Annotated in this window: 23 protein-coding genes; 10 read left to right on the forward strand and 13 right to left on the reverse strand. The window is 56.8% G+C overall.

All coding sequences use genetic code 11. From position 1 onward, the window contains the following. Positions 1–5 precede the first annotated feature (5 nt). From KQI65_08750 to KQI65_08775, 6 genes are all read left to right on the forward strand, one after another. On the forward strand, positions 6–404 hold the full coding sequence (locus KQI65_08750; protein ID MCB2204826.1) for a RidA family protein: 399 nt from the start codon (positions 6–8) through the stop codon (positions 402–404). Between the two features lie 60 nt (positions 405–464). Further along, positions 465–1,205 carry a class I SAM-dependent methyltransferase gene (locus tag KQI65_08755; GenBank protein MCB2204827.1) on the forward strand — a complete coding sequence of 247 codons (741 nt, stop codon included), beginning with the start codon at positions 465–467 and terminating at the stop codon, positions 1,203–1,205. A 43-nt stretch (positions 1,206–1,248) separates the two neighbouring features. Then, positions 1,249–1,428, forward strand: coding sequence for a DUF2200 domain-containing protein (locus KQI65_08760; GenBank protein MCB2204828.1), 180 nt, complete (start codon positions 1,249–1,251; stop codon positions 1,426–1,428). Between the two features lie 36 nt (positions 1,429–1,464). Beyond that, the gene (locus KQI65_08765; GenBank protein MCB2204829.1) at positions 1,465–1,701 is read left to right on the forward strand and encodes a type II toxin-antitoxin system RelB/DinJ family antitoxin; all 237 of its coding nucleotides are present in this window, start codon (positions 1,465–1,467) and stop codon (positions 1,699–1,701) included. After that, positions 1,691–2,011, forward strand: coding sequence for a type II toxin-antitoxin system PemK/MazF family toxin (locus KQI65_08770; protein MCB2204830.1), 321 nt, complete (start codon positions 1,691–1,693; stop codon positions 2,009–2,011). The genes KQI65_08765 and KQI65_08770 overlap by 11 nt, the downstream gene beginning before the upstream one ends. 229 nt (positions 2,012–2,240) lie before the next feature. After that, a complete protein-coding gene (locus tag KQI65_08775; protein MCB2204831.1) occupies positions 2,241–4,889 on the forward strand; it encodes a hypothetical protein in 2,649 nt (882 codons plus the stop codon). 302 nt (positions 4,890–5,191) lie between these two features. On the opposite strand, the gene KQI65_08780 is transcribed toward KQI65_08775, so the two are convergent. The 8 genes from KQI65_08780 to KQI65_08815 all read right to left on the reverse strand — a co-directional run bounded on the left by KQI65_08780 (position 5,192) and on the right by KQI65_08815 (position 17,562). Continuing rightward, positions 5,192–5,626 (reverse strand): hypothetical protein, encoded by a 435-nt coding sequence (locus KQI65_08780; protein ID MCB2204832.1) that lies wholly within the window; start codon positions 5,624–5,626, stop codon positions 5,192–5,194. Positions 5,627–6,114: 488 nt separating this feature from the next. Beyond that, complete coding sequence (locus KQI65_08785; GenBank protein MCB2204833.1) at positions 6,115–7,875, reverse strand: T9SS type A sorting domain-containing protein; 1,761 nt, start codon at positions 7,873–7,875, stop codon at positions 6,115–6,117. Then, positions 7,835–9,529 (reverse strand): T9SS type A sorting domain-containing protein, encoded by a 1,695-nt coding sequence (locus KQI65_08790; GenBank protein MCB2204834.1) that lies wholly within the window; start codon positions 9,527–9,529, stop codon positions 7,835–7,837. The genes KQI65_08785 and KQI65_08790 overlap by 41 nt, the downstream gene beginning before the upstream one ends. Before the next feature lie 470 nt (positions 9,530–9,999). Then, positions 10,000–11,760, reverse strand: a complete 1,761-nt coding sequence (locus tag KQI65_08795) for a T9SS type A sorting domain-containing protein (protein ID MCB2204835.1) — start codon at positions 11,758–11,760, stop codon at positions 10,000–10,002. Continuing rightward, positions 11,720–13,480, reverse strand: coding sequence for a T9SS type A sorting domain-containing protein (locus tag KQI65_08800; protein ID MCB2204836.1), 1,761 nt, complete (start codon positions 13,478–13,480; stop codon positions 11,720–11,722). Before KQI65_08800 ends, KQI65_08795 begins: the two co-directional genes overlap by 41 nt. Then, positions 13,440–15,134, reverse strand: a complete 1,695-nt coding sequence (locus tag KQI65_08805) for a T9SS type A sorting domain-containing protein (protein MCB2204837.1) — start codon at positions 15,132–15,134, stop codon at positions 13,440–13,442. Before KQI65_08805 ends, KQI65_08800 begins: the two co-directional genes overlap by 41 nt. A 306-nt stretch (positions 15,135–15,440) precedes the next feature. Continuing rightward, positions 15,441–15,875, reverse strand: a complete 435-nt coding sequence (locus KQI65_08810; GenBank protein ID MCB2204838.1) for a hypothetical protein — start codon at positions 15,873–15,875, stop codon at positions 15,441–15,443. A 388-nt stretch (positions 15,876–16,263) separates the two neighbouring features. After that, positions 16,264–17,562, reverse strand: a complete 1,299-nt coding sequence (locus KQI65_08815; GenBank protein ID MCB2204839.1) for an aminotransferase class I/II-fold pyridoxal phosphate-dependent enzyme — start codon at positions 17,560–17,562, stop codon at positions 16,264–16,266. Positions 17,563–17,802: 240 nt separating this feature from the next. Here KQI65_08815 and galT point away from each other — a divergent pair, with 240 nt between their 5' ends. Beyond that, positions 17,803–18,798, forward strand: a complete 996-nt coding sequence (gene galT, locus KQI65_08820) for a galactose-1-phosphate uridylyltransferase (protein MCB2204840.1) — start codon at positions 17,803–17,805, stop codon at positions 18,796–18,798. Between the two features lie 53 nt (positions 18,799–18,851). Here galT and KQI65_08825 read toward each other — a convergent pair whose 3' ends face one another. The 5 genes from KQI65_08825 to KQI65_08845 all read right to left on the reverse strand — a co-directional run bounded on the left by KQI65_08825 (position 18,852) and on the right by KQI65_08845 (position 22,585). Beyond that, positions 18,852–20,099 (reverse strand): ATP-binding protein, encoded by a 1,248-nt coding sequence (locus KQI65_08825; protein ID MCB2204841.1) that lies wholly within the window; start codon positions 20,097–20,099, stop codon positions 18,852–18,854. Between the two features lie 183 nt (positions 20,100–20,282). Next, a complete protein-coding gene (gene surE, locus KQI65_08830) occupies positions 20,283–21,071 on the reverse strand; it encodes a 5'/3'-nucleotidase SurE (protein ID MCB2204842.1) in 789 nt (262 codons plus the stop codon). 196 nt (positions 21,072–21,267) lie between these two features. Then, complete coding sequence (locus KQI65_08835) at positions 21,268–21,582, reverse strand: YbjQ family protein (protein ID MCB2204843.1); 315 nt, start codon at positions 21,580–21,582, stop codon at positions 21,268–21,270. Beyond that, entirely contained in the window at positions 21,579–22,031 is a 453-nt protein-coding gene (locus KQI65_08840; protein MCB2204844.1) for a hypothetical protein, read from the reverse strand. Before KQI65_08840 ends, KQI65_08835 begins: the two co-directional genes overlap by 4 nt. Beyond that, positions 22,028–22,585 carry a sigma-70 family RNA polymerase sigma factor gene (locus KQI65_08845; protein MCB2204845.1) on the reverse strand — a complete coding sequence of 186 codons (558 nt, stop codon included), beginning with the start codon at positions 22,583–22,585 and terminating at the stop codon, positions 22,028–22,030. Before KQI65_08845 ends, KQI65_08840 begins: the two co-directional genes overlap by 4 nt. A gap of 311 nt (positions 22,586–22,896) precedes the next feature. On the opposite strand from KQI65_08845, the gene KQI65_08850 reads away from it, so the two are divergent. From KQI65_08850 to KQI65_08860, 3 genes are all read left to right on the forward strand, one after another. Next, a complete protein-coding gene (locus tag KQI65_08850; protein MCB2204846.1) occupies positions 22,897–23,685 on the forward strand; it encodes a peptidylprolyl isomerase in 789 nt (262 codons plus the stop codon). A gap of 16 nt (positions 23,686–23,701) precedes the next feature. Further along, positions 23,702–24,562, forward strand: a complete 861-nt coding sequence (locus KQI65_08855; protein MCB2204847.1) for a polyphosphate kinase 2 family protein — start codon at positions 23,702–23,704, stop codon at positions 24,560–24,562. A 177-nt stretch (positions 24,563–24,739) separates the two neighbouring features. After that, positions 24,740–26,788 (forward strand): S9 family peptidase, encoded by a 2,049-nt coding sequence (locus tag KQI65_08860; protein MCB2204848.1) that lies wholly within the window; start codon positions 24,740–24,742, stop codon positions 26,786–26,788. The last annotated feature ends 2 nt before the right edge of the window (positions 26,789–26,790 follow it).

Consider the following 26,790-nt stretch of genomic DNA (forward strand, 5'->3'; position numbering starts at 1 on the left):
AGAGCATGCAACGACAGAACATCACATCAGGTGCGCCGTGGGAAGGCATCGTCGGATACTCGCGCGCGGTACGGGTGGGTCGCCACGTGCACGTGTCCGGAACCACCGCCACGACACCGGACGAAATCGCAGGCATCGGGGATCCGTACTTGCAGACGGTACAGACGATCAGGAATATCGAAGCCGCCCTCGCGCAGGCGGGTGCGACCCTGGCAGATGTTGTGCGCACACGCATCTACGTGACCGACATTTCCCAGTGGGAGGAAATCGGCCGCGCGCATAAGGAGTTCTTCGGCGACGTGCGTCCCGCCACCAGCATGGTGGAAGTGCGCAAACTCATCACACCCGACATTCTTGTCGAAATCGAGGTGGATGCGTATATAAGCGTTGAAGTACCAGCATAATGTGGTTGTCTGTACACACCCGCCCCCATCATTACGAATCACACGACGAAGGAATTCTCCATGGACATCCCACGTATCTTCACCATTACCGAAAGTGCACATCGCATTCACAACCCGTTCACCCCTGATAAATTTGTCACGCTCGGGACGGCGCTGCGATTGGAAGAGGAGCAGCATGTGCTCGACCTCGGCAGCGGGTCGGGGGAGATGCTCTGCACCTGGGCGCGTGACCACGGGATCACCGGTACCGGGGTGGATATGAGTCCGCTGTTCACCGAGCAGGCAAAAGCCCGCGCGGAAGAACTTGGTGTCGCCGATCGGCTCGAATTTATCCATGACGATGCAGCAGGATTTGTGGCCGAGGAGAAGGCCGATATCGCTGCCTGCATCGGCGCTACCTGGATCGGTGGGGGTGTGGCAGGTACCATCGAACTTCTCGAAAACAGCCTGCGCGAGGGAGGAATGATTCTCATCGGCGAACCGTACTGGCGGCAGCTGCCACCCTCGGCAGAAGTCGCGCAGGGATGTCTCGCACACGGAATTGACGACTATCTCCTGCTTCCGGATCTCCTTGCGTCGTTTCGCGATCTTGGCTGCGACGTGGTCGAGATGGTGCTGGCGGATCAGGACGGCTGGGATCGCTACGAGGCGGCCAAATGGCTCACGATGCGCCGGTGGCTGGATGCCAATCCCGGCGACGAGATGGCGGAAGAAGTCCGCACCAATCTGACCACGGAACCCACGCGCTATGCCGCGTACACACGTGAATACCTTGGCTGGGGTGTGTTCGCGCTGATGTGACGCTGATGCGTGCACACTTTGCAGACACGATGCCGAACGGTCCATTTCCTTCTTCGCCGAGGCTCCTGCAATGCATCCGAACACCACGCTCATCAAGGGCGTGGTCTGCGGCGTGCGCGTGGAGGATGTCGAAGACCCGCTCATGCAGAAAATCCGCTACATGGATAAGCTCATCGACGAGCTGGCACGCGGAAAGAAGATGGAGAAAATCCTGCGGGAATAGACTTGCGCATGTAGCACATTCTGACTACATTCGGACATGGCGAGAAAAGACACATATGTGAGAGCGCGGGTCGATGAACGTCTCAAGCGGGAATCTGAAGAGATTCTGCTCGCATTGGGATTGACCACCACCGATGCAATCAGGATTTTTCTCCATCAGGTACGGCTTACTAAGGGACTGCCATTTGATGTCCGTCTGAACGAAGACAACTCGGATATCCTTCTACCGAACTCAATGCGTAGGGAGGCATTGGATTCTTTCTATGACGACTGAACCGGGTCAAGTATTTATCGTTGATCTTGGCATGACCGCGAAACCGCGACCGATGCTGGTCGTTTCAAGGCGTGACGAGAATGCACCAAGAGCTTTAAGCGTTTGTGCACCGATTACAACAAGCAATCGGGGCAGCAGATATGAAATTGCCATCGGCAAACCTCGCTTCCTGCGAAGGCAGAGCTTTGTCAACCTCCAGGGTCTTCAAGCTATCCAGCATCACGAACTTGGAAAGCCACTCGGCATGCTGTCGAAGGAAAAGATGGATGAGGTGAAAAAGGCACTCAGCTGGATGTTAGATCTTCCTTGAGAAAACGTTCTGCAAGATGTACACAGTGATCTATCGCTGATACGATACCATGTGCCAGCTTTATGGGAATGAACCACCTCACCCTGGCAATTTCTTCCAGGTGCACATAAGCCATTGAATTGCTACCAGCTGAATTCGAGTCCGGCAGGATTGTGTGAAGTTTTTATGCAACTTCTGCATATTTCATGGGTTGGTATCACAACAGCCATCCCATAGTCAGCAGGATTCCATGCGCAGTTTCTCCAGCTTTCGACGAGTTTCCCTCCATTCCCTCATTTCCCTCCTTGCCCTCTGCTTCGCTGCCGCTGCAGTGCACGCACAGACCTTCGTCACCGTCGACGACAGCGTACTGGTGAAGGATGTGCGACGCTTCGGTATCAATGTCGGGTCGCGCTCGCAGTGGGGTGCGGCGCAATTCATGAAAAATCTGATCGACAATCCGGGCTTCGAGGCGGGACGATTTGCGTCCGTCGTGCTGGCTGAGGATGGGGCGTCGGTTTCGCTTTTCCCGATGGCGTTCTGGGACCCGGCGTGGAACAACGATCAGTATGGCGTCGGCTGGCCGGAGGATTTCTGGGATGGGGCCGAGTATGAAATCGTCTGGGGTGCGGCGAAGGGACGCAGCGGACAGGTGACGGATTTTTCGATCGCGGGGGGACAGAATGTGTTCACCCTCGATGGCAGCGGTGCGGCACCGGGACGGCTTGATGTGATGCTGCTTCGGGGAAAGGACATCCCGGGTTTCGGCGGGAATACCTCCGTTGCCGATGCCACCACGGTGCGGCCTGGGAGTCCGGGCCGGCAGTCCCTCCGCCTCACAAACGGCGGCTACGTCTACCGCTTTTACATGGATTCCCTCTGGCGCGACGGTGACCGCTCGGCCGGGAAGCTGCTCGTCATCAATGGCCAGTACCATTTCTCCATCTGGGCCAAGGCTGCCGCGGAAGGTGATGAACTGCGCGTGCGTTTCTTCCGCGAAGGTGAAGCGAATTTTCTCGACGAGCGCATCGCACTGACGACCGAATGGCAGCATATTGAGCGCAACTTCTTTGTGGCTGAGGGAGCGGATCCCGTCCGTGAATACACAGAAGAAGAATATCATCCCATCCTCGGCTTCCAGCTCGAGGCGTCCAGCAGCGGCTCCGAAGTGTGGGTCGATGATGTGGAACTGTACTCCACCGAGGATCAGAATCCCACGGTGTTCACCGACAGCTACGTCGACAGGTTGATGGAATTGCATCCGGGCATCCTGCGTTACTGGGGTGGACAGCTTGGCGCGTCGCTGGACGATCAGCTGGCTGCGCCGTTCGCGCGGCGCACGCATGGGTATTCCCCGAGAACACGTAATGCCGGATCCTGGCCGTACTCCCTGCACGAGTTTCTCGAACTGTGTGATTATGTGGATGCGGATCCGTGGTATGTGATGCCACCGACGTTTGCGCGCGAAGAGATTGAAGGACTCGTGGAATACCTTGCCGCTCCGGCAACGGCGGAATACCCGCGCGCGATGCAGCGGGCGGCGATGGGACACCCGGAGCCCTGGACGCGGCGCTTCACACGCATGCATATCGAATACGGGAATGAACTCTGGGGCGCGGCCAGCGGTGGTGATCCTTTCATGGGCGCATCCGTCAACGGCGGCGTGCGCCTCGGCAATATCGCCAGCGACCGCTTCGACCTCCTGCGCGCTGCGCCGCATTTCGATGGGTCCACCATGACACTGGTGATCGGGGGACAGGCGGGATACGCCGGTCGTCAGCGGGAAATCGTGCAGAACAGCAGTTCCCACGACGCTGTCGCACTCGCTCCGTATTTCGGTGTGCTCGATAGCTGGTCGAGCGACGAGGAAATCTTCCTTCCCCTCTTTGCCGCGCCTATTGCTTCAGCAGCGACAGGGGGAATGCATGAAAGCCGGGGATATCTCGATGAGGGTGGCGGGACGGGAATGTCCATCTACGAAATCAACTTCCACACCACGCATGGCAACGCGCCGATCGATGTGCGCAACGATTACCTGACCGGCGCCGGCGGTGCCATTGCGCTGCCGCTGAGCATGCTCGTCTACCAGCGCGATCTCGCGGTGCGGGATCAGTGCGCCTTCTCTTCGCTGCAGTATTCCTTCCGTCTCGAGAACGGCGACATGGCGCGGCTCTGGGGAATGCTGCGCGACGTGGAAGCCACCGGTCGCAAGCGTCCCACCTGGCTTGGCGTCGAACTCGTCAACCATGCCATCAAAGGCAACGCCATGCGCACAACGCAATCAGGCGAAAATCCCACCTGGCTGCAGGAGTCCATCAACGGAGTGGGAGAGGAAACACTGGTGGAGGAGATACAGTCCTTCGCCTTCGCCGACGGAAAACAGTGGTCCCTCGTACTCTTCAACCTCAGTCTCGACACCCCGCACCGGGTGGAATTCACCGTGCCCGGCGTTCCCAACGCCAACGCGCACTGGTATTCCATCGAGCCCGCATCCATACACGACGATAATGAAGACAGCACCACCATCGTCATCGACAGCACGCAGCTGACGGACTTCTACAACGGTTTCTCATTCGAACTGCAGCCGCACACCATACACGTATTCACCTGGGAAAACGAAGCCACATCCAGCGTAAGCATCCCGTTGCCCGGAGAATATGCACTTTCTGCATATTCCTCTGCTGGCAGCGTCCGCGTGCACTACGCGCTTCCCCGTACCCAGCACATCCGCCTCGACGCCTACGACCTCCTCGGCCGCCACATCCACACCCTCGCCGACCGCGAAACCACAGCAGGACAGCAGCAGCTCACCTGGCAGCCCGGTGCGTCCGGCACGTATTTACTGGTCATGCGAAGCGCGGAGGGAATGCGGAGTGTGAGGGTGGTGAGTACACGCTAGAGCCTCCGCTCCGCGGAGGCGCTGGAGCCGCTGGAGGCGCTGGAGCCGCTGGAGGCGCTGGAGCCGCTTCGGCCTTCGGCCTCAGCGTCGATCATCGTCCCCACGCTCCGCGTGGGGACGTCTTCCTCCCGCCGCTCTGCGGCGATTAAGAAGCACAATGAACGCAGAGCGTTCGAAGCGCGCGTCCCCACGCAGAGCGTGGGGACGATGGACGTCGCGTCAGCGACGCTCCCGCGCGCGGTATAAACAAAAGCACCCCGCCTCTTGGAGACGGGGTGCAGTCTTGAGAGACGCCGCGTTACTTACTTGCCCCGGCGGCCGTTGCCCTTGGGACCGGTTTCGTCACATTCGCCCGTGCCCGTTCCGGTACCTTCGCCGGCGTTTCCACCGCGCATACCGCGTTCACCGACGTTACCCGTGCCGGAACCCGGGACGTAGTCAGGATCCTGTCCGTTGGGGATACCGTCGCCGTCGGCGTCCGGTGCGTTGTCATTGATGCCGTCACCATCAGCGTCGACGAATCCGCGTCCGCTGATCGTGCCGGTGTAATCTTCATCGCGTCCGTTGGGGATACCGTCGCCGTCATCGTCCATGGCATTGTCATTGTAACCGTCGCCATTGGCGTCGACGAAGCCCTTACCATCAGGCTTGCCCTGAGCGTAAGTGTCCTGCGTGTTGATGACCGTGAGCGTGAGAGCGAAAGCGAAGAGAGCTGCGAGGGAAAGAATGCGTTTCATGATGAACTCCTGTTGAAAATGATTCGGTGCGTATTTGCGATTCTGTCCCTAAGCAAACCACAACCGTGCCAAAACCGAAAAACGCCGATTCCGGCGCATTTTCGATGATGACTCATCGGATGGAGTTCCATACTTGCAAGATTCGTCGAAGGGGGAGGCAAGGAATGTCGAGGGGGTCCCCCGCTTCGCGGGGGAAGTTGTTTCCACTCGACCCGCTACGCAGGTCTCGTGGAGTTTTTTTCTCCGCTGCGCGGAGAAGGTGTTTCTGCTTCGTCCTGCTTCGCATGACTTCGCAGAGTCATCGCGCCTTCGGCGCGCATTTGACAATCAAAACGCCCCGAAGGGGCAAGAACTCCACAAGTCCCGCGAAGCGGGACGCGGTGGAAAAAACGGCGCAGCCAAAAACTCCGCGACCTGTCCGCCACAGTTCGAGCGAAGCGAGAACGACGGCGGAAGCGGATCGCCGCGGAAACAACGCGCCGAAGGCGCTACCTCACGATAATCCCGCGTCCCTCAATGCTGTCCCCATGCGCAACGCTCACATGGTAGTAGCCTGCGCGTAGTTCAGGGAATGAAATCTGAATCAACGGATCCGGCTTGCTGATTTCGATGTCCTTTCGCAGCACAGTCTGTCCAAGTACATTCCGCAAATGGATGGTCGCTGGACCAGAACCTGAGTTCTTCAATCCGATGGTGAGTTGGCGGGTGCTGGGTGGAACGGGGTTGGGATAGATCTGGAAGGCGTCGCGCGAGGGAACGAAGGGTGTTTCCACATCCGTCAACATATCCGACGAGCCGAGATAAATCTGAAACCTGTGGTCCGCTTTGTTCTCTACTCCTCCGCCGCGCCCGAGTGTGATTACATCGTCATAGCCATCCCCATTCACATCTCCTGCATCGTGAGCGCCTGGTTCTACCCAATCTTCATCAGGTATTGTGCCGAAGTAGCCAATAGGCTCTCGCACCAGTCCCCACGGGGTCATAGGATAGAGGTAATACAATGTGCCCAAGGAGATGAAATAGGTTGCCCATCCAATCAAGATATCTCTCGTCCCGTCACCATTCATGTCTCCGACTGGACATATCACACGAGGACGAATATCCCCTCCGAATTCAGGTCTATAGTTGGGAATGGAATCATCAGGGACGGGATGCTGCGGCAGCTGTGCTGATCCGTGAAAAACGAGGACATCACCATAGGAAGTGCGAACAGCCTGATCAATGATGTCGTCGTAGCCATCCAGATCGATATCCATGATGTGGGAGAAAAACTTACTCGGGCTCCATCCGGAATCTGCGTGTAGCGTCCGGCCGATGCCGGTAAGATCAGCATTGTTCCCGGGGTAATAATCCCAGTATTCGGCTGTCCGCTGCTCAGTTGCGTCGTAGAAACCATAACACAGAATATCATCACAACCGTTGCCATCGAGATCCCCGGTCATCATCGTATGTGCAATCGCGTGGAAGCCGATCCCACGTTTTCTCGCGTAGAACTCCAGATCAGCCTGATCGTCCAGGAGCTTGCCACCGTACAGCAGGACGAGTTTTGCTCTCGATGGAAGGGATGTGTCAAGAACCTTGAACAACAGGTCCGTATATCCATCCCCGTTGAAGTCGAGAGTCTGAATCGCGCTGCGCTGCTCATCCTCGAAATCAAAGCACCCCCATCCGCTGGAATCCGGTCCGCGCAGCTCCATGTCAGGTTCAAAATTGAAATACGGCGGATTCGGATGGCGGAAGAACAGACGCACGCGACCCCGGTAGTCCGCATTGTAGACCTTGTCTCTCCAGCCTACGCCGGTAGCAATGTCGATTCGTCCATCTCCGTTGAAATCCCCGGACGCGAGTCCCGTGGAGCCACCGGGGAGAATGATCGCGGGGTCATGGTCCAGCGGATCCCCACCAAAGAAGATGAATGTCGTATCGAGCGACGCCGAAACAGCGAAATCGTCGTACCCATCGTCATTGATATCTCCCAGCTTGCAGAACCACCGTGCAAATCCTGGATGCTCCCCATGAACAACCTCGTCGTAGAGTTCGATTTGGTGTTTCGGGATGTCCGGCATGGCGGAAGGCGCGTACCCTGTACCTCTGTCCTGCGCGAAGGCCGCCGACCCAACGATTATCGAGAGCATGAGCAGTAGGCCTACGGCATACGCAAATTGCCTGCTGACCACTACGATGTTGAAGTTTATCTGCATGCGGCCCTCATCGTACAATAATTCCTCTTCCCTCAATCCTGTCCCCATGCGCAACGCTCACATGGTAGTAACCTGCGCGTAGTTCAGGGAATGAAATCTGAATCAACTGATCCGGCTTGCTGATTTCGATGTCCTTTCGCAGCACAGTCTGTCCAAGTACATTCCGCAAATGGATGGTCGCTGGACCAGAACCTGAGTTCTTCAATCCGATGGTGAGTTGGCGGGTGCTGGGTGGAACGGGGTTGGGATAGATCTGGAAGGCGTCGCGCGAGGGAACGAAGGGTGTTTCCACATCCGTCAACATATCCGACGAGCCGAGATAAATCTGAAACCTGTGGTCCGCTTTGTTCTCTACTCCTCCGCCGCGCCCGAGTGTGATTACATCGTCATATCCATCCCCATTCACATCTCCTGCATCGTGAGCTCCAGGAACGACCCTGTCTTCATCGGGTATCGTACCGAAGTAGCCGATGGGCTCTCGAACCAATCCCCACGGGGTCATTGGATAGAGATAGTACAACGTGCCCAAAGATATGAAATACGTAGCCCATCCTATAAGTAGATCTCTCGTTCCGTCGCCATTCATGTCTCCTACTGGACATATCACACGAGGACGAATATCCCCTCCAAATTCCGGAGTGTAATTTGGTATGGAATCATCAGGGACGGGATGCTGGGGCAACTGCGCCGATCCGTGAAAAACGAGGACATCACCATAGGAAGTGCGAACAGCCTGATCAATGATGTCGTCGTAGCCATCCAGATCGATATCCATGATGTGGGAGAAAAACTTACTCGGGCTCCATCCGGAATCTGCGTGTAGCGTCCGGCCGATGCCGGTAAGATCAGCATTGTTCCCGGGGTAATAATCCCAGTATTCGGCTGTCCGCTGCTCAGTTGCGTCGTAGAAACCATAACACAGAATATCATCACAACCGTTGCCATCGAGATCCCCGGTCATCATCGTATGTGCAATCGCGTGGAAGCCGATCCCACGTTTTCTCGCGTAGAACTCCAGATCAGCCTGATCGTCCAGGAGCTTGCCACCGTACAGCAGGACGAGTTTTGCTCTCGATGGAAGGGATGTGTCAAGAACCTTGAACAACAGGTCCGTATATCCATCCCCGTTGAAGTCGAGAGTCTGAATCGCGCTGCGCTGCTCATCCTCGAAATCAAAGCACCCCCATCCGCTGGAATCCGGTCCGCGCAGCTCCATGTCAGGTTCAAAATTGAAATACGGCGGATTCGGATGGCGGAAGAACAGACGCACGCGACCCCGGTAGTCCGCATTGTAGACCTTGTCTCTCCAGCCTACGCCGGTAGCAATGTCGATTCGTCCATCTCCGTTGAAATCCCCGGACGCGAGTCCCGTGGAGCCACCGGGGAGAATGATCGCGGGGTCATGGTCCAGCGGATCCCCACCAAAGAAGATGAATGTCGTATCGAGCGACGCCGAAACAGCGAAATCGTCGAATCCATCATCGTTGACATCTCCCAGCTTGCAGAACCACCGCGCAAATCCCGGATGCTCCCCATGAACAACTTCGTCGTAGAGTTCGATATGGTGTTTCGGGATATCCGGCATGGCGGAAGGCGCGTACCCTGTACCTCTGTCCTGCGCAGGATTCAGCTGGGCTTGCAGCTGAGTGCACGGAATGCACAGCTGGAAAACAGCAAAAACAATCACAAAAGCAATGCGCATGAAAACCCCGATATCATGTCGGAAGCATTGTATCAAATTTGCGGCAGCAGGTCAACCCTGCGTACCGGAAAGACACTTGGCCGTGATGGTCTGTTCCCAACGAAAAGTCCCGCGCTTTGCGGGGGCGTTGTTTCCACTCCACCTGCTACGCAGGTCTCGCGGAGTTCTTTTCTCCGCTGCGCGGAGAAGGTGTTTCTGCTTCGTCCTGCTTCGCATGACTTCGCAGAGTCATCGCGCCTTCAGCGCGCTTGAAGAATACCGCTACATCATCGTCCCCACGCTCTGCGTGGGGACGTTTTCAACTCGCCGCTCTGCGGCGACTAAGAGGCACAATGAACGCAGAGCGTTCGAAGCGCGCGTCCCCACGCAGAGCGTGGGGACGATGGCGACGCTACAACGTCCCGCTTCGCGGGAGAACTCCCGCGTGAGCGCAGCGAACTCCCGCGCGTCGCGACAGCGACGCTCCCGCGCTACCTCACGATTATCCCGCGTCCCTCAATCCTGTCCCCATGCGCAACGCTCACATGGTAGTAGCCTGCGCGTAGTTCAGGGAATGAAATCTGAATCAACGGATCCGGCTTGCTGATTTCGATGTCCTTTCGCAGCACAGTTTGTCCAAGGATATTTCGCAATAGAATGGTCGCTGGACCAGAACCTGAGTCTTTCAATCCGATGGTGAGTTGGCGGGTGCTGGGTGGAACGGGGTTGGGATAGATATGGAAGGCGTCGCGCGAGGGAACGAGGGGTGTTTCCACATCCGTCAACATATCCGACGAGCCGAGATAAATCTGGAATTTATAATTTTTATGTGATTCCACACCCCTTCCACGCCCAAGTGTAATTACATCATCATACCCATCTCCGTTTACATCCCCGGCATCATGTGCTCCAGGTACCACCCTGTCTTCATCAGGTATCGTGCCGAAGTAGCCGATTGGCTCCCGCACCAGGCCCCACGGGGTCATTGGATAGAGATAGTATAATGTGCCAGTAGATATAAAATATGTAGCCCATCCGATGAGTAGATCTCTCGTCCCGTCACCATTCATGTCTCCAACCGGGCATATGACACGCGGCTGAATATCACCTCCGAATTCAGGTGTATAGTTGGGAATGGAATCATTCGGCTCGGGATGCTGCGGTAAATCAGCAGTTCCGTGAAAAACGAGGACGTCACCATATGTCTTGTGGACTGCCTGATCAATGATATCGTCGTAGCCATCCAGATCGATATCCATGATGTGGGAGAAAAACTTACTCGGGCTCCATCCGGAATCTGCGTGTAGCGTCCGGCCGATGCCGGTAAGATCAGCATTGTTCCCGGGGTAATAATCCCAGTATTCGGCTGTCCGCTGCTCAGTTGCGTCGTAGAAACCATAACACAGAATATCATCACAACCGTTGCCATCGAGATCCCCGGTCATCATCGTATGTGCAATCGCGTGGAAGCCGATCCCACGTTTTCTCGCGTAGAACTCCAGATCAGCCTGATCGTCCAGGAGCTTGCCACCGTACAGCAGGACGAGTTTTGCTCTCGATGGAAGGGATGTGTCAAGAACCTTGAACAACAGGTCCGTATATCCATCCCCGTTGAAGTCGAGAGTCTGAATCGCGCTGCGCTGCTCATCCTCGAAATCAAAGCACCCCCATCCGCTGGAATCCGGTCCGCGCAGCTCCATGTCAGGTTCAAAATTGAAATACGGCGGATTCGGATGGCGGAAGAACAGACGCACGCGACCCCGGTAGTCCGCATTGTAGACCTTGTCTCTCCAGCCTACGCCGGTAGCAATGTCGATTCGTCCGTCTCCATTAAAATCCCCGGACGCGAGTCCTGTGGAGCCACCCGGAAGAATGATCGCGGGGTCATGGTCCAGCGGATCCCCTCCAAAGAAAATGAATGTTGTATCGAGCGACGCCGAGACAGCGAAATCGTCGTACCCATCGTCGTTGACATCGCCCAGCTTGCAGAACCACCGCGCAAATCCCGGATGCTCCCCATGAACAACCTCGTCGTAGAGTTCGATATGGTGTTTCGGGATGTCCGGCATGGCGGAAGGCGCGTACCCTGTACCTCTGTCCTGCGCGAAGGCCGCCGACCCAACGATTATCGAGAGCATGAGCAGTAGGCCTACGGCATACGCAAATTGCCTGCTGACCACTACGATGTTGAAGTTTATCTGCATGCGGCCCTCATCGTACAATAATTCCTCTTCCCTCAATCCTGTCCCCATGCGCAACGCTCACATGGTAGTAACCTGCGCGTAGTTCAGGGAATGAAATCTGAATCAACGGATCCGGCTTGCTGATTTCGATGTCCTTTCGCAGCACAGTTTGTCCAAGGATATTTCGCAATAGAATGGTCGCTGGACCAGAACCTGAGTCTTTCAATCCGATGGTGAGTTGGCGGGTGCTGGGTGGAACGGGGTTGGGATAGATCTGGAAGGCGTCGCGCGAGGGAACGAAGGGTGTTTCCACATCCGTCAACATATCCGACGAGCCGAGATAAATCTGAAACCTGTGGTCCGCTTTGTTCTCTACTCCTCCGCCGCGCCCGAGTGTGATTACATCGTCATAGCCATCCCCATTCACATCTCCTGCATCGTGAGCGCCTGGTTCTACCCAATCTTCATCAGGTATTGTGCCGAAGTAGCCAATAGGCTCTCGCACCAGTCCCCACGGGGTCATAGGATAGAGGTAATACAATGTGCCCAAGGAGATGAAATAGGTTGCCCATCCAATCAAGATATCTCTCGTCCCGTCACCATTCATGTCTCCGACTGGACATATCACACGAGGACGAATATCCCCTCCGAATTCAGGTCTATAGTTGGGAATGGAATCATCAGGGACGGGATGCTGCGGCAGCTGTGCTGATCCGTGAAAAACGAGGACATCACCATAGGAAGTGCGAACAGCCTGATCAATGATGTCGTCGTAGCCATCCAGATCGATATCCATGATGTGGGAGAAAAACTTACTCGGGCTCCATCCGGAATCTGCGTGTAGCGTCCGGCCGATGCCGGTAAGATCAGCATTGTTCCCGGGGTAATAATCCCAGTATTCGGCTGTCCGCTGCTCAGTTGCGTCGTAGAAACCATAACACAGAATATCATCACAACCGTTGCCATCGAGATCCCCGGTCATCATCGTATGTGCAATCGCGTGGAAGCCGATCCCACGTTTTCTCGCGTAGAACTCCAGATCAGCCTGATCGTCCAGGAGCTTGCCACCGTACAGCAGGACGAGTTTTGCTCTCGATGGAAGGGATGTGTCAAGAACCTTGAACAACAGGTCCGTATATCCATCCCCGTTGAAGTCGAGAGTCTGAATCGCGCTGCGCTGCTCATCCTCGAAATCAAAGCACCCCCATCCGCTGGAATCCGGTCCGCGCAGCTCCATGTCAGGTTCAAAATTGAAATACGGCGGATTCGGATGGCGGAAGAACAGACGCACGCGACCCCGGTAGTCCGCATTGTAGACCTTGTCTCTCCAGCCTACGCCGGTGGCAATGTCGATTCGTCCGTCTCCGTTGAAATCCCCGGAAGCGAGTCCTGTGGAGCCACCCGGAAGAATGATTGCGGGGTCATGGTCCAGCGGATCCCCACCGAAGAAGATGAATGTCGTATCGAGCGACGCCGAGACAGCGAAATCGTCGTATCCATCGTCATTGACATCTCCCAGCTTGCAGAACCACCGCGCAAATCCCGGATGCTCCCCATGAACAACTTCGTCGTAGAGTTCGATATGGTGTTTCGGGATATCCGGCATGGCGGAAGGCGCGTACCCTGTACCTCTGTTCTGCGCGAAAGCCGCCGACCCAACGATTATCGAGAGCATGAGCAGTCGGCCCACGGCATACGCAAATTGCCTGTTGAGTACTACTATGTTGAAGTTTATCTGCATGCGGCCCTCATCGTACAATAATACCTCGTCCCTCAATCCTGTCCCCATGCGCAACGCTCACATGGTAGTAGCCTGCGCGTAGTTCAGGGAATGAAATCTGAATCAACTGATCCGGCTTGCTGATTTCGATGTCCTTTCGCAGCACAGTCTGTCCAAGTACATTCCGCAAATGGATGGTCGCTGGACCAGAACCTGAGTTCTTCAATCCGATGGTGAGTTGGCGGGTGCTGGGTGGAACGGGGTTGGGATAGATCTGGAAGGCGTCGCGCGAGGGAACGAAGGGTGTTTCCACATCCGTCAACATATCCGACGAGCCGAGATAAATCTGAAACCTGTGGTCCGCTTTGTTCTCTACTCCTCCGCCGCGCCCGAGTGTGATTACATCGTCATAGCCATCCCCATTCACATCTCCTGCATCGTGAGCGCCTGGTTCTACCCAATCTTCATCAGGTATTGTGCCGAAGTAGCCAATAGGCTCTCGCACCAGTCCCCACGGGGTCATAGGATAGAGGTAATACAATGTGCCCAAGGAGATGAAATAGGTTGCCCATCCAATCAAGATATCTCTCGTCCCGTCACCATTCATGTCTCCGACTGGACATATCACACGAGGACGAATATCCCCTCCGAATTCAGGTCTATAGTTGGGAATGGAATCATCAGGGACGGGATGCTGCGGCAGCTGTGCTGATCCGTGAAAAACGAGGACATCACCATAGGAAGTGCGAACAGCCTGATCAATGATGTCGTCGTAGCCATCCAGATCGATATCCATGATGTGGGAGAAAAACTTACTCGGGCTCCATCCGGAATCTGCGTGTAGCGTCCGGCCGATGCCGGTAAGATCAGCATTGTTCCCGGGGTAATAATCCCAGTATTCGGCTGTCCGCTGCTCAGTTGCGTCGTAGAAACCATAACACAGAATATCATCACAACCGTTGCCATCGAGATCCCCGGTCATCATCGTATGTGCAATCGCGTGGAAGCCGATCCCACGTTTTCTCGCGTAGAACTCCAGATCAGCCTGATCGTCCAGGAGCTTGCCACCGTACAGCAGGACGAGTTTTGCTCTCGATGGAAGGGATGTGTCAAGAACCTTGAACAACAGGTCCGTATATCCATCCCCGTTGAAGTCGAGAGTCTGAATCGCGCTGCGCTGCTCATCCTCGAAATCAAAGCACCCCCATCCGCTGGAATCCGGTCCGCGCAGCTCCATGTCAGGTTCAAAATTGAAATACGGCGGATTCGGATGGCGGAAGAACAGACGCACGCGACCCCGGTAGTCCGCATTGTAGACCTTGTCTCTCCAGCCTACGCCGGTAGCAATGTCGATTCGTCCATCTCCGTTGAAATCCCCGGACGCGAGTCCCGTGGAGCCACCGGGGAGAATGATCGCGGGGTCATGGTCCAGCGGATCCCCACCAAAGAAGATGAATGTCGTATCGAGCGACGCCGAAACAGCGAAATCGTCGAATCCATCATCGTTGACATCTCCCAGCTTGCAGAACCACCGCGCAAATCCCGGATGCTCCCCATGAACAACTTCGTCGTAGAGTTCGATATGGTGTTTCGGGATATCCGGCATGGCGGAAGGCGCGTACCCTGTACCTCTGTCCTGCGCAGGATTCAGCTGGGCTTGCAGCTGAGTGCACGGAATGCACAGCTGGAAAACAGCAAAAACAATCACAAAAGCAATGCGCATGAAAACCCCGATATCATGTCGGAAGCATTGTATCAAATTTGCAGATGGCTTTCAAATCATAGTATCGGAAAGACACATGGTTGCTGTGACATGTTCCCAGTGAAAGTCACTCATCGTCCCCACGCTCCGCGTGGGGACGTCTTCCTCCCGCCGCTCTGCGGCGATTAAGAAGCACAATGAACGCAGAGCGTTCGAAGCGCGCGTCCCCACGCAGAGCGTGGGGACGATGGACAAAGACGCTCAGTACCAAACGAAGACACCCCGGAGATAACTCCGGGGTGTCGCGTAACCTTCAGTCCGAGCGCCTTACTTGCCCCGGCGGCCGTTGCCTTTGGGACCGGTTTCGTCACATTCGCCCGTGCCCGTTCCGCTACCTTCGCCGGCGTTTCCACCGCGCATACCGCGTTCACCGACGTTACCCGTGCCGGAACCAGGGACGTAGTCAGGATCCTGTCCGTTGGGGATGCCATCGCCATCGGCGTCCGGTGCATTGTCATTGATGCCGTCGCCATCAGCGTCGACGAATCCGCGTCCGCTGACCGTGCCGGTGTAATCTTCATCGCGACCATTGGGGATGCCGTCGCCGTCATCGTCCATGGCATTGTCATTGTAGCCGTCGCCATTGGCGTCGACGAAGCCCTTGCCATCAGGTTTGCCCTGGGCGTAAGTGTCCTGCGTGTTGATGACCGTGAGCGTGAGTGCGAAAGCGAAGAGAGCTGCGAGGGAAAGAATGCGTTTCATGATGAACTCCTGTTGAAAATGATTCGGTGCGTATTTGCGATTCTGTCCCTAAGCAAACCACAACCGTGCCAAAACCGAAAAACGCCGATTCCGGCGCATTTTCGATGATGACTCATCGGATGGAGTTCCATACTTGCAAGATTCGTCGAAGCGGGAGGCAAGGAATGTCGAAGGGCCCCCGCGATGCGGGGGCGTTGTTTTCACCAAATCATCGTCCCCACGCTCTGCGTGGGGACGTCTTCCTCTCGCCGCTCTGCGGCGATTAAGAGGCACAATGAACGCAGAGCGTTCGAAGCGCGCGTCCCCACGCAGAGCGTGGGGACGATGGAGCCAATAACTCCGCAAGAGCCGCGAAGCGGATCGCCGCGGAAACAACGCGCCAGCGGCGCTACGATAAGTGCTCTTCCACCGTCGCATGCAGGCGCTCCACCCAGTCTGCGTGCTCCGGCTTCATGAGGACGCTGCGAAGGACTGTGGTCCATTCGGCGTCGGCGTTGAGGTCGGGGTAGCGGGATTTGAGGAGGCCGGATTTCACGCGGAGTTTGCTGAGGTAGAGAGGGTTTTCCTTGTCTTCCATGGTGGCGGCAAAGAGGGCATCGCTGCGGTCGGAGATGGCGGTGGACGAGCGTGCGCCGTTGTCAGGGAAGAAGACGACGATGTCGAGTGAGGGTTCGAGCACGAGGGCTACGCGGTCGGAGGTGCGGATGAGTTCGCTCCAGTGCAGGGCGGCCTCGCGGCAGCGGCGAAGGACGCCACCGAGTCCGGCCCGGCTTTCCAGCGGCAGCATGCGCAGCGTCAGCCAAAGTGCGGCGGCCGAGGCACCGGCCCGCGAACACTCGAGACTGATTTCCCCGAGATGCAGATCGTCGGAAGTGAAGTAAGTGTAGGGCGAGTCGTGCACATAGTGCTTTCCCACCGAAGGATCTTTGAACAGCACGCAGCCGCAGCCGTAGGGCTGCAGTCCATGTTTGTGCGGATCCACCACGATGCTGTCGGCCTCGCCCATGGCGCCGAACACCGCGGCGTCCACGCCGTCCGAGCCATCATCGGCGATGAGACGGAAGAAGCCTCCGTAAGCGGAATCTACGTGCACGCGGAAGCCGTGCCGCTCGCCGAGTTCGAGAATGCGGGGAAGCGGATCGAGCGCACCGAGTCCTGTCGTTCCCAGCGTCGCCACCACCGTACCGATATCCTCGGAGAGACAGAGCTGGTGCAGCGCCTCCGCATCCATGCGTCCGCTGCTGTCGGTCGGCACTTCCACACCGCGGAGTCCGAGTACCTCGCACATGCGGCTGTGCGTGTAATGCGCCTGGTCCGAGAACGCCACGGCCTTGCCGGGATGTTCGCGCCGTGCGACCCACAGCGCTTCGAGATTGGCAATGGTGCCGCTGCTGGTGAGATGACCGAGATGCTCCGCGTAGCCGAACATCCGGGCCAGGTCGGCGGTGAGTTCCTTTTCGAGCTGACCGGTGGCGGGACCCCCGTCCAGCGCATGATTGTTCGGATTGATCAGCATGGCGGCGAGATAGCCCAGCACCGCGGCTTCATGCGGCGGCTTGAGCATCTGTCCCGCATACATCGGATGAAAGAACGGGTAATTGTCCTGCAGCTTCTCCTGCAGCGCCGCAATGCCGCGCCGCAGCGCCGCAGTATCCACCGCCAGCGATGCATCCTGTCCATACGGCATCCAACGGCCGCGAAATTCCCGCTGACCACGGACAATATCCGTCAGCAATGCTTCGAATTGTTCCAGCATGTGCGTCCCTCGTCTTCTCAGTTGTTCATCACTGGGAATATAGGGATTTCCGGTAACGGACGCTGTATTCACATGCTTTTGAATCGATTTCACTCTGGCAGGACTAACATCCGCGCCACTTTCTTCCTACATTGCTATCGAACGGAACACGTTGCACTGGACGGAGGCCGCATGTCGGAATTCAGGCAGAACCTGGCGACGAAGGAGTGGGTGATTATTGCGGGAGAGCGTGGGGAGCGTCCTCGGGATTATTCCTCGCCCGATGATCATAACGGAAATGTGCCGCAGCATCGCGAGGATTGTCCCTTCTGCGTGGGAAACGAGGAGGAGACAGGGGAAGAGCTGCTGCAGATCGGGGAGGGGAAGGACTGGAGCATCCGCTCGGTGCGCAACAAGTACAGCGCGCTGTATCCGGATCGCTCTGTGGAGCGGCAGAGTGAAGGACGATTTCTGAAATCCGACAGCTACGGTCACGCGGAGGTGATCATCGAATCTCCCCGCCACGATGCGACGCTGGCGACGCTCACGCAGTCCGAGCTGGAAGAACTCATCGCCGTCTACCGCCTGCGCCTGGCGGCCATCAGCCGGCTGCCGAACATTTCGATTGCCATGCTGTTCCGCAACTACGGATCACGCGCCGGTACCTCGCTCGAACATCCCCACACACAGATCATTGCTTCGCCCATCATTCCCCCGCACATCCGTGATCCCTTCCAGAAAGCAGCGCTGCATTACGACAGCTATGGCACCTGCGTGTACTGCGACATGGTGGAGGAAGAGCGCCGGCAGGCGACGCGCATGGTCTATGAGAACGAGCACTACGCCGTGTTTTGTCCCTTCGCCGCGCGCACGCCCTACGAGCTGCGTATTTATCCGAAGCGGCACAACGCCTGCTTTTTCTGGTCCGGCGAACACGAAATTCCCGCCCTGGCCCAGGCACTTTCGCGCACCCTCCGCGCGCTGCATCGCCGTCTCGGCAGCCCGAGCTACAACATGCTGCTGCGCACCTCACCCGTGGGCGATGAGGACGTACGCTACCTGCACTGGTACATGGTGATCGTCCCGCGCATCTCCACCCCCGCCGGCTTCGAAATGGGCAGCGGCATTTACATCAACACCGTCGCTCCCGAACAGAGCGCGGAAGAGTTGCGGGAGATGGTGGGTTGATTCTGCCGCTGGACGGTCAGCGGTGATGGCTGAATTCGCTACCAATCCCTCTCTCACGACCACAATGCCGAGATGGGCACGGCAACAAGGCGGTCACCGAAAGATAGTACAGTATCACCATCATACAGGACTATTCCCTGGGTGAACCGTTCACCGCTTGCGTCCCTGAGTTTTGTGAGTCCCTGAAAATCCTTCGGCACTACTGTTGAGGAAGCCTTCACTTCGATTCCGCTGAGCAAATTGCCACTTCGTTCCAGTACGATATCGACTTCCTTCTTGTCCTTATCTCGGAAGTGGTAGAAACGATGCCGATGTTCAGAGAATGACGCGAGGCGTCGGATTTCCTGATAGGCAAACGTTTCGAGAAGATGTCCGAAGAGGGTACGGTCATCGTGCAGACTTTCCTGGTTCGTGCTAAGCATCGCTGATGCAAGTCCTGTATCAACCATATGTAGCTTCGGCGTCTTTATCATCCGTGTGAGCCGGTTGCTGTGCCATGGGGGGATGAGTTCCAGAAGAAAGAGCGCCTCAAGTACGGCGATATATTCTCGGATCGTGGGGCGACTGAGTTCAAACGGGGAAGCCAGGTTTGTGCTTACGAATAACGAGCCGGTTTGCGCTGCTGCAACCTCCAGCAAGCGAGGAAGTACTTCAAACGAGCGTATTCGAGAGAAATCCCTCACATCCTTCTGCACCAGTGCCTCGCTGTATTGTTCGAGCCAGACTCTCCTTCGATGTTCAGATGAGCGAAGCACAGCTGGGGGAAAGCCCCCGGTGACGACTCTTCTCAACAGATCGTCCCCCTGTCTCTGTGTCTGCTTTGCATATTGGGATAAACCAAATACCGCATCGAGAAATGAAGGTGCTGAGCGCATGCGCATGATCTCCGCCTGCGCCAACGGTCCAAGTCTCAGTACTTCCATCCTTCCTGCCAGAGAATCCGACAGTTCTGGGAGCAATAAAACATTTGCGGATCCAGTCAACATTAATCTTCCGGGTTTGCGATCGCTGTCGATCATCTCCTTGATAGACCGGAATAACTTCGGGACCCTCTGAACCTCATCCAGGATCGCCTTCTCTGGCAACTCCTTGCAGAATCCAACGGGATCCGACACCGCCGAGGCGAGGATGTTTTCGTCATCAAAAGTCAGATACTGATATCCCAGCTCGTCCCCATACATTTTTACCAGGGTCGATTTCCCACACTGTCGCGGACCGTGGATAAGTACAACCGGAGTATCCTTGAGTGCCTCCTTCAGCCGGGGTAGTATGAAACGTGGAAACGGACCTCTGCTTTGCATGGCGCCAAGATGGGGATATGAAACAGGAGCGACTAAATGTAACTATTATGTCGACCAGATGAAAGTTTTGGCCCGTCCAGATGTAAATAACGATCCGACCAAATGAAAATTTAGGCCCGACCAGATGTAAATCTGTGAGCGAAGAAAGCCAGGGAAATGTGCGGTGGGAGAGGCTTCGCGGACTCAGCTCTTCCGTTTGCGGTGGAGGCGGGAGATGTTCCAGTCTTTCATCTGTTCGAAGAGGGTGTGGTCGGTGAGGCTGTAGTGGAGGGGAGTGACGGAGATCATGTTTTTGCGCAGGGCGGCGTCGTCGACGTCGGGGGTTTCGTCCCACACGTATTCGCCCACCAGCCAGTAGTAGTCGCGTCCCACGGGATCGCGACGGGCTTCGAAGCCATCGTCCCACCACGAGCGTCCCTGCTTTGTCAGTGCCACGCCCTGGATCTCGTCGGGAGGAACGGCGGGGACGTTGACGTTGAGCAGTGTGCCTTTGGGGAGTCCGTTTTTCAGGACTTCGGCGGACATCTTCCGCGCGAACGTGGCGGCGGCGCGCATGTCGGCTTTGAGCGAATGCGAGGCGAGGGAAAAGGCGATGGCGGGAATGCCCAGTACCGCGCCTTCGGTGGCGGCGGAGACGGTGCCCGAGTAAATGACGTTGACCGAAGTATTCATCCCGTGGTTGATGCCGGAGACGACGAGGTCGGGTTTGCGCTTCAGCAGCGTGCTCACGCCCAGCTTCACGCTGTCGGCCGGAGTCCCCTCCACCGCCCATCCCGAGAAATGCCTGCCGCGCTGTATGGGACGCGCACGCAGCGGCGTTTGCACCGTGATCGCGTGTCCCACCGCGCTCTGCTGCGTCGCAGGCGCCACCACCACGATATCCGCTATCGCCCGCAATGCCATCGCAAGCGCATAAATTCCCGGACTGTCATACCCATCATCATTCGAAACCAGAATCAAAGGACGCTTCATCGTCACATTCTCATGTATCCAACAACATCCCTCAATCTACAACACCGCGTCCTAAACCAAAACCGAACGCTGTTAGCGTTTCATTGAAAATGTTTCTTCACCCGCCGAAGTCCCGCGAAGCGGGACGAAGGCGGTCCATTTGTCCTCCGCGAAAATCCGTACGACCCGTGAGAATCAGTGTTCCCCTTGAGCGCACTTACTCAACTACCACGGCCGTCCCGTACACCAGAATCTCCGCCGCAGACTGCATCAGGAAGCTCGTCGCAAATCGTACATCCACCACGGCGTTCGCGCCAAGCGATTCGGCATCGGCCAGCATGCGGTCGATGGCCTGGTCGCGCGATTCGCCCATGAGCTTTGTGTATTCCTGGATTTCACCGCCGACGATGGTCTTGAATCCCGCAAGGATATCCTTGCCGATGTGCCGGGCGCGGATGGTGTTGCCGCGGACGACGCCGAGGGTTTTGACAATGGTTTTTCCTGCGATCTGGGATGAAGTTACGACGATCATCGCTGCACCTTTTTGTATTTGTCGTGGCGGGAAGTGAACCAGCGCTCACGGATGACGGAGAAGAGCAGGAGGAAGCTTCCACCTGCCAGTGTGAAAATACCGATTTTGACGATGAGCGGTGCCTGGGTATCCAGCCAGAGCTTCTCGACGAATTCCACCGCGCCGTAGCCGAGGAGCAGCAGGGCGCCTGCGGTGAACAGCAGCCAGGCGATGCCGCGCTCGGTGCGGTTGTACACGCCTTTCCAGTAGCCGTCCCACACCTCGGGAGCGGCTTCACTGAGTTTGAGATCCATGGTGGCCTCCTTGACCTTGCGGAATGCAATCCATTCCTGTTGACATTCTTCGTCCCGAAGGTAGTTATCGAATTCCGAGTGCTCGCTTCCGGCCAGTTCTCCGTCCAGTGCCTTCATCATCAGCATGCGGAAGCGGTCTGTTTCCATTCCTTTCATATCACATCCTCCAGCATTTCCTTCAGGTGCTTGCGTGCATAATACAGGCGCGACATCACGGTGCCGCGGGGGATTTCCAGCAGTTCGGCAATCTCATCGTAGCTGTAGCCGTCGAAATCACGTAGTACGATGATCTCACGTTCTTCGGCGCGCAGACGCTCGAGGGACCGGCGCACTTCCTCCCGCAGCATGGAGCGATCCGCAGCGGCGGCAGGGTCATCGGCAGTGTCGGCAACGTCGAACAGCGGCGTCATCGAGGAAAACGGTGCGGCCTGCGCGGCGCGGTCGCGCAGACGGTTCAGGCAGAGATTGCGCAGGATGCGGTAATACCAGGTGAAAAAACTGCGGCCGGGCTCGAATTTCCGTATCGCCGTCCACGCCCGTATGAACGCCTGCTGTGAGCAGTCCATCGCCTCGTCATGCGAACCCATCAGCGCCAGCGCCGAGTAATACGCCGGCTGCATGTACGTCCGCACGAGTTCCGCGTAGGCGTCGCGCTCGCCGGACTGTATCCGCCGGATCACTGCGTCGTCATTTCCTCTCGTTGCCTTCATTTCTTTCTGCTGCTCTCACAGTGCGATTGTTGTGGCGTTCCCTAATGATACCCGTGGGGTACGGATTTATTCAAGGGAGCGCGATTTATTTTCTGATAGGGAAAAATATTCCGAAGACGGGCGAAGATCAGCTTGCCACGGCGTAGTCGAGCGAAGCGAGGACGAAGACGGGTGTTCCCGTTGATTGCTTGCCAGCAGCATAGGATTGCCGTTTTGCTCCATACACGCAGGACCGGAACTCCACGGATTCTCCGCCAGTATCTGTATATTACTTCTTTACCCATCATGGATATGCAAAGGACAGGAAACATATGACACGAATCGCACTCGTCGCCGCCCTGCTCACCCTCCTTGCCACTGGCAGTTTCGCGCAGAGCAGCGACAAGCTGCTCGTTCTGATGAAAACCGAACTCGGGGATATCACCATTGAAATGTGGCCCGACATTGCGCCGAAGACGGTGGATAATTTCGTCGGACTGGCGATGGGAACAAAGGAATGGAAAGACCCGGACACGGGAGAAATGAAGAAGGAGCCGTTTTATGACGGACTCACCTTCCACCGCGTGATTGATGATTTCATGATTCAGGGCGGTTGTCCAAAAGGCGATGGCACGAGCGGACCGGGATACTCTTTCGAGGACGAATGCTTTGAAAAGGGCGAGGAGCTGAAGGGCGATATCACGGATGAAAACCAGGCCATCGTGGTTTTCCAGCAAATCCTCACACCGTATTTCCGCAATACGCCGGTGCCCGACACGGCGCTGGTCAGTATCGTCAAGGCCTGCGAAAAAGAGCAGAGCGGTCGTCCCATCATGGCTCATGACGTGGAATTCTACAAGAGTCGCACGGGACACAGTGAGCCGGTGTACGTGCCAGGCAAGCTGAAGGCGCAGGTCGCTTACGGCACCATCTGCATGGCCAATGCAGGACCCAACACCAACGGCTCGCAGTTTTTCATCGTCACGAAAAAGGCCGGCTGTGACTGGCTCGACGGCAAGCACACGGTGTTCGGCAAGGTCACCAAGGGCATGGACGTCGTGCACAAGATCGAGAAGAAAGGAAACGGCGTGAAAATCAAATCGGTGCGCGTTGTAGAATAACATACACGGAGCAGCCATGAAGCATGAACCCTTCGTCGTTCCCCATGACAGGGAAATCCGTCTCAAGGATTATGACACCGCGGATACCGGCGAATTCGAGCACAAAGCGGACGCAAAGAAAAAGCTGCAGAAGGACATCAGGCGGCTCGCCGAGCTGCAGGATGTGCTTTATGCACACGACAGCTACGCGCTGCTGCTGATATTCCAGGCAATGGATGCGGCGGGGAAGGACAGCACGATCAAACATGTGATGTCGGGCATCAATCCCCAGGGCTGCCAGGTCTACAGCTTCAAGGCGCCCTCGGCCGAGGAACTCGATCACAACTATCTCTGGCGCTGCATGAAGCGTGCGCCCGAACGTGGACGCATCGGAATTTTCAATCGCTCGTACTACGAGGAAGTTCTGGTCACCCGCGTCCATCCCGGGATCCTGGACGCACAGAAACTGCCGCCTTCGGCGCGCAAGCATGTGTGGAAGGCGCGCTACGAGGAAATCAACAATTACGAATCCTACCTCGTGCGCAACGGCACCCGCGTGCTGAAGTTCTTTCTCAACGTGTCGAAGGACGAACAGAAACGGCGCTTCCTGCGGCGCATCGATCGCCCGGAAAAGAACTGGAAGTTCTCTTCGAGTGACCTGCGCGAACGCGGGCACTGGCAGGATTACCAGCACGCCTATGAGGACATGTTCAATCACACCAGCACCGAGCACGCGCCCTGGCATATCATTCCCGCCGACCATAAATGGTTCATGCGCTGCGCCGTGGCTGATATTATCGTGAAGGAACTTGAATCGCTCGACCTGCATTACCCGAAGGTCAGCGACGATCACCGCGCGGAACTGCAGCGCATCCGCGCCGAGCTCGAGAAGGACTGAACGCTGTATGCACGTTCTGCATAATGCGCTGCCATGCGTTTATGCAGAATGTGCATATTTCTGATTTTGCGCCGGTAAATATGCAGAAACTGCATATTGCCGCGCCGTTTTTTATGCAGAAACTGCATAAATGCGGGTGGGTGGGATAGAAATTGTTGTTGAACGGAGCATTGCGATATGAAATACCGCTATTCCTTCCTTTCCATTTCCCTTTTCCTCTTTCTTTTCACTGCCGGACTCCAGGCCCAGCAGGGCGAGGCCATGTCGGCCGAGACGCTGTGGAAGATCAAGCGGGTGAGCGGACTCACGGTTTCTCCCGATGGCAGTACCGCGGCCGTGGTTGTCACCAGCTACGACATCGAGAGCAACGAAGGCAGCAGTGACATCTGGCTGATCGATGTCGCTTCGGGCTCGGCGCGGCAGTTTACTTCCGGCAAAGGTTCGGAAGGTGGTCCGGCCTGGAGTCCCGACGGCAGCCAGCTCGCCTTCGTCGCAAAGCGGGGTGAGGACGAGCGCGCGCAGCTCTACGTCATTCCCGTCGACGGCGGGGAAGCGCTGCGACTGACGGACATGCCCACAGGCGTCGGTGGGCTGCAGTGGTTTCCCGACGGCGAACGCATCGCATTTACTTCCTCGATTCTGCCCGGGATATGGGACGATTTCGATTCCCTCCGCACCGAAATCAAGCGGCGCAAGGAAAGCAAGGTCACGGCGAGAATCACCGAGAACCGCCTCTACCGCTACTGGGATCATTATCTGACCGATGGCTACCTCAAGCACATCTATGCGGTCAACGTCCGCAATCACCGGGTCACGAATCTCACGCCGGGGTACGATCGATACTTCAGTTATTCGGGCGGCGTGGATTACACGATTTCTCCTGACGGGAAAGAGATTGCCGTGAGCGGACTCACCACGGGTCCCCCATACGACGAGCTGTATTTCGATGTGTACGTGCTCCCGACCGACGGCAGCGGCGAGCTGCGCAGTGTGACGGCCGACAATCCCGCCGATGACTTTTCCCCGTATTACACGCATGACGGGAAATACCTGCTTTACGGCAGGCAGACGCGTACGGACATGAATGCAGAAAACGTCAAGCTCGTGCGCATGGACCGCAGCAGTGGAGAGATCGTTGAGGTCTGCCGTGATTTTGACCGGAGCGCTTCAGGCTGGACCACGGACGAAGACGACCGTACGGTGTATTTCACCGCGTCGCATTTCGGCAAGACCAGCGTGTTCTCGGCTCCCCTGAGCGGCGGCGCGGTATCCACCCTCCTGCACAACGGCGCGAACAGTAATCTGCAGGTGCATGATGGACGCATCGTCTTCCTCCACGAATCCCTCTCCGCGCCCGACGCCGTGTACAGCATGGACACCGACGGTGGCAATATGCGGAAGCTGTCGAATTTCAATGACGAGCTGCTCGCGAACGTGACCATGGGTCGCGTGGAAAACGCCTGGATCGAAGGCGCGGAAGGGGACAGCGTGCAGATGTACATTATCTATCCCCCGAACTTTGACGCTTCAAAGCGCTGGCCGCTGCTGGTGATGGTGCATGGTGGTCCCCACGGGGCCTTCCAGGACAACTTCCATCCCCGCTGGAATGCGCAGACCTTCGCAGCCGGCGGGTATGTGACCATCACCCCGAATTTCCACGGCTCGACAGGATTCGGTGAATACTTCGCCGACCGCATCAACGGCGAGCACCCACGACTGCCCTTCATCGATGTGATGAAGGCGACGGACGCGATGATCAAAAAGCCGTTCATCGATTCGACGCGCATGGCCGTGGCGGGCGGCAGCTACGGCGGGTACCTGGTGTCGTGGATCGGGGGACATACCGATCGCTACGCTGCCATCATCAATCACGCCGGCGTGTACAATCTCATGGCGCAGTTCGGATCGGACGTCACGCATCACCGCGACATTTCCTATGGCGGAACGCCGTGGGATGGACGCGACAATGTGCTGAAATGGAGTCCTTCACAGTACGCGGCCGACTACGTGACGCCGACGCTCATCATCCACGGCGAGAAAGATTACCGCGTGCCGTACGGACAGGCGCTCGAGATTTATGGCATGCTCAAGGCCAAGGGCGTTCCCGCCCGCCTGATTATTTATCCCGACGAAAATCACTGGGTGCTGCATGCGCAGAATTCCATTCACTGGTATGGACAGTTTCACGAATGGCTGCATCGCTGGATCGGCAGCGGCGGGAAATAACC

Source organism: bacterium (assembly GCA_020444325.1).
Taxonomy (GTDB): domain Bacteria; phylum Bacteroidota; class Ignavibacteria; order SZUA-365; family SZUA-365; genus BM516.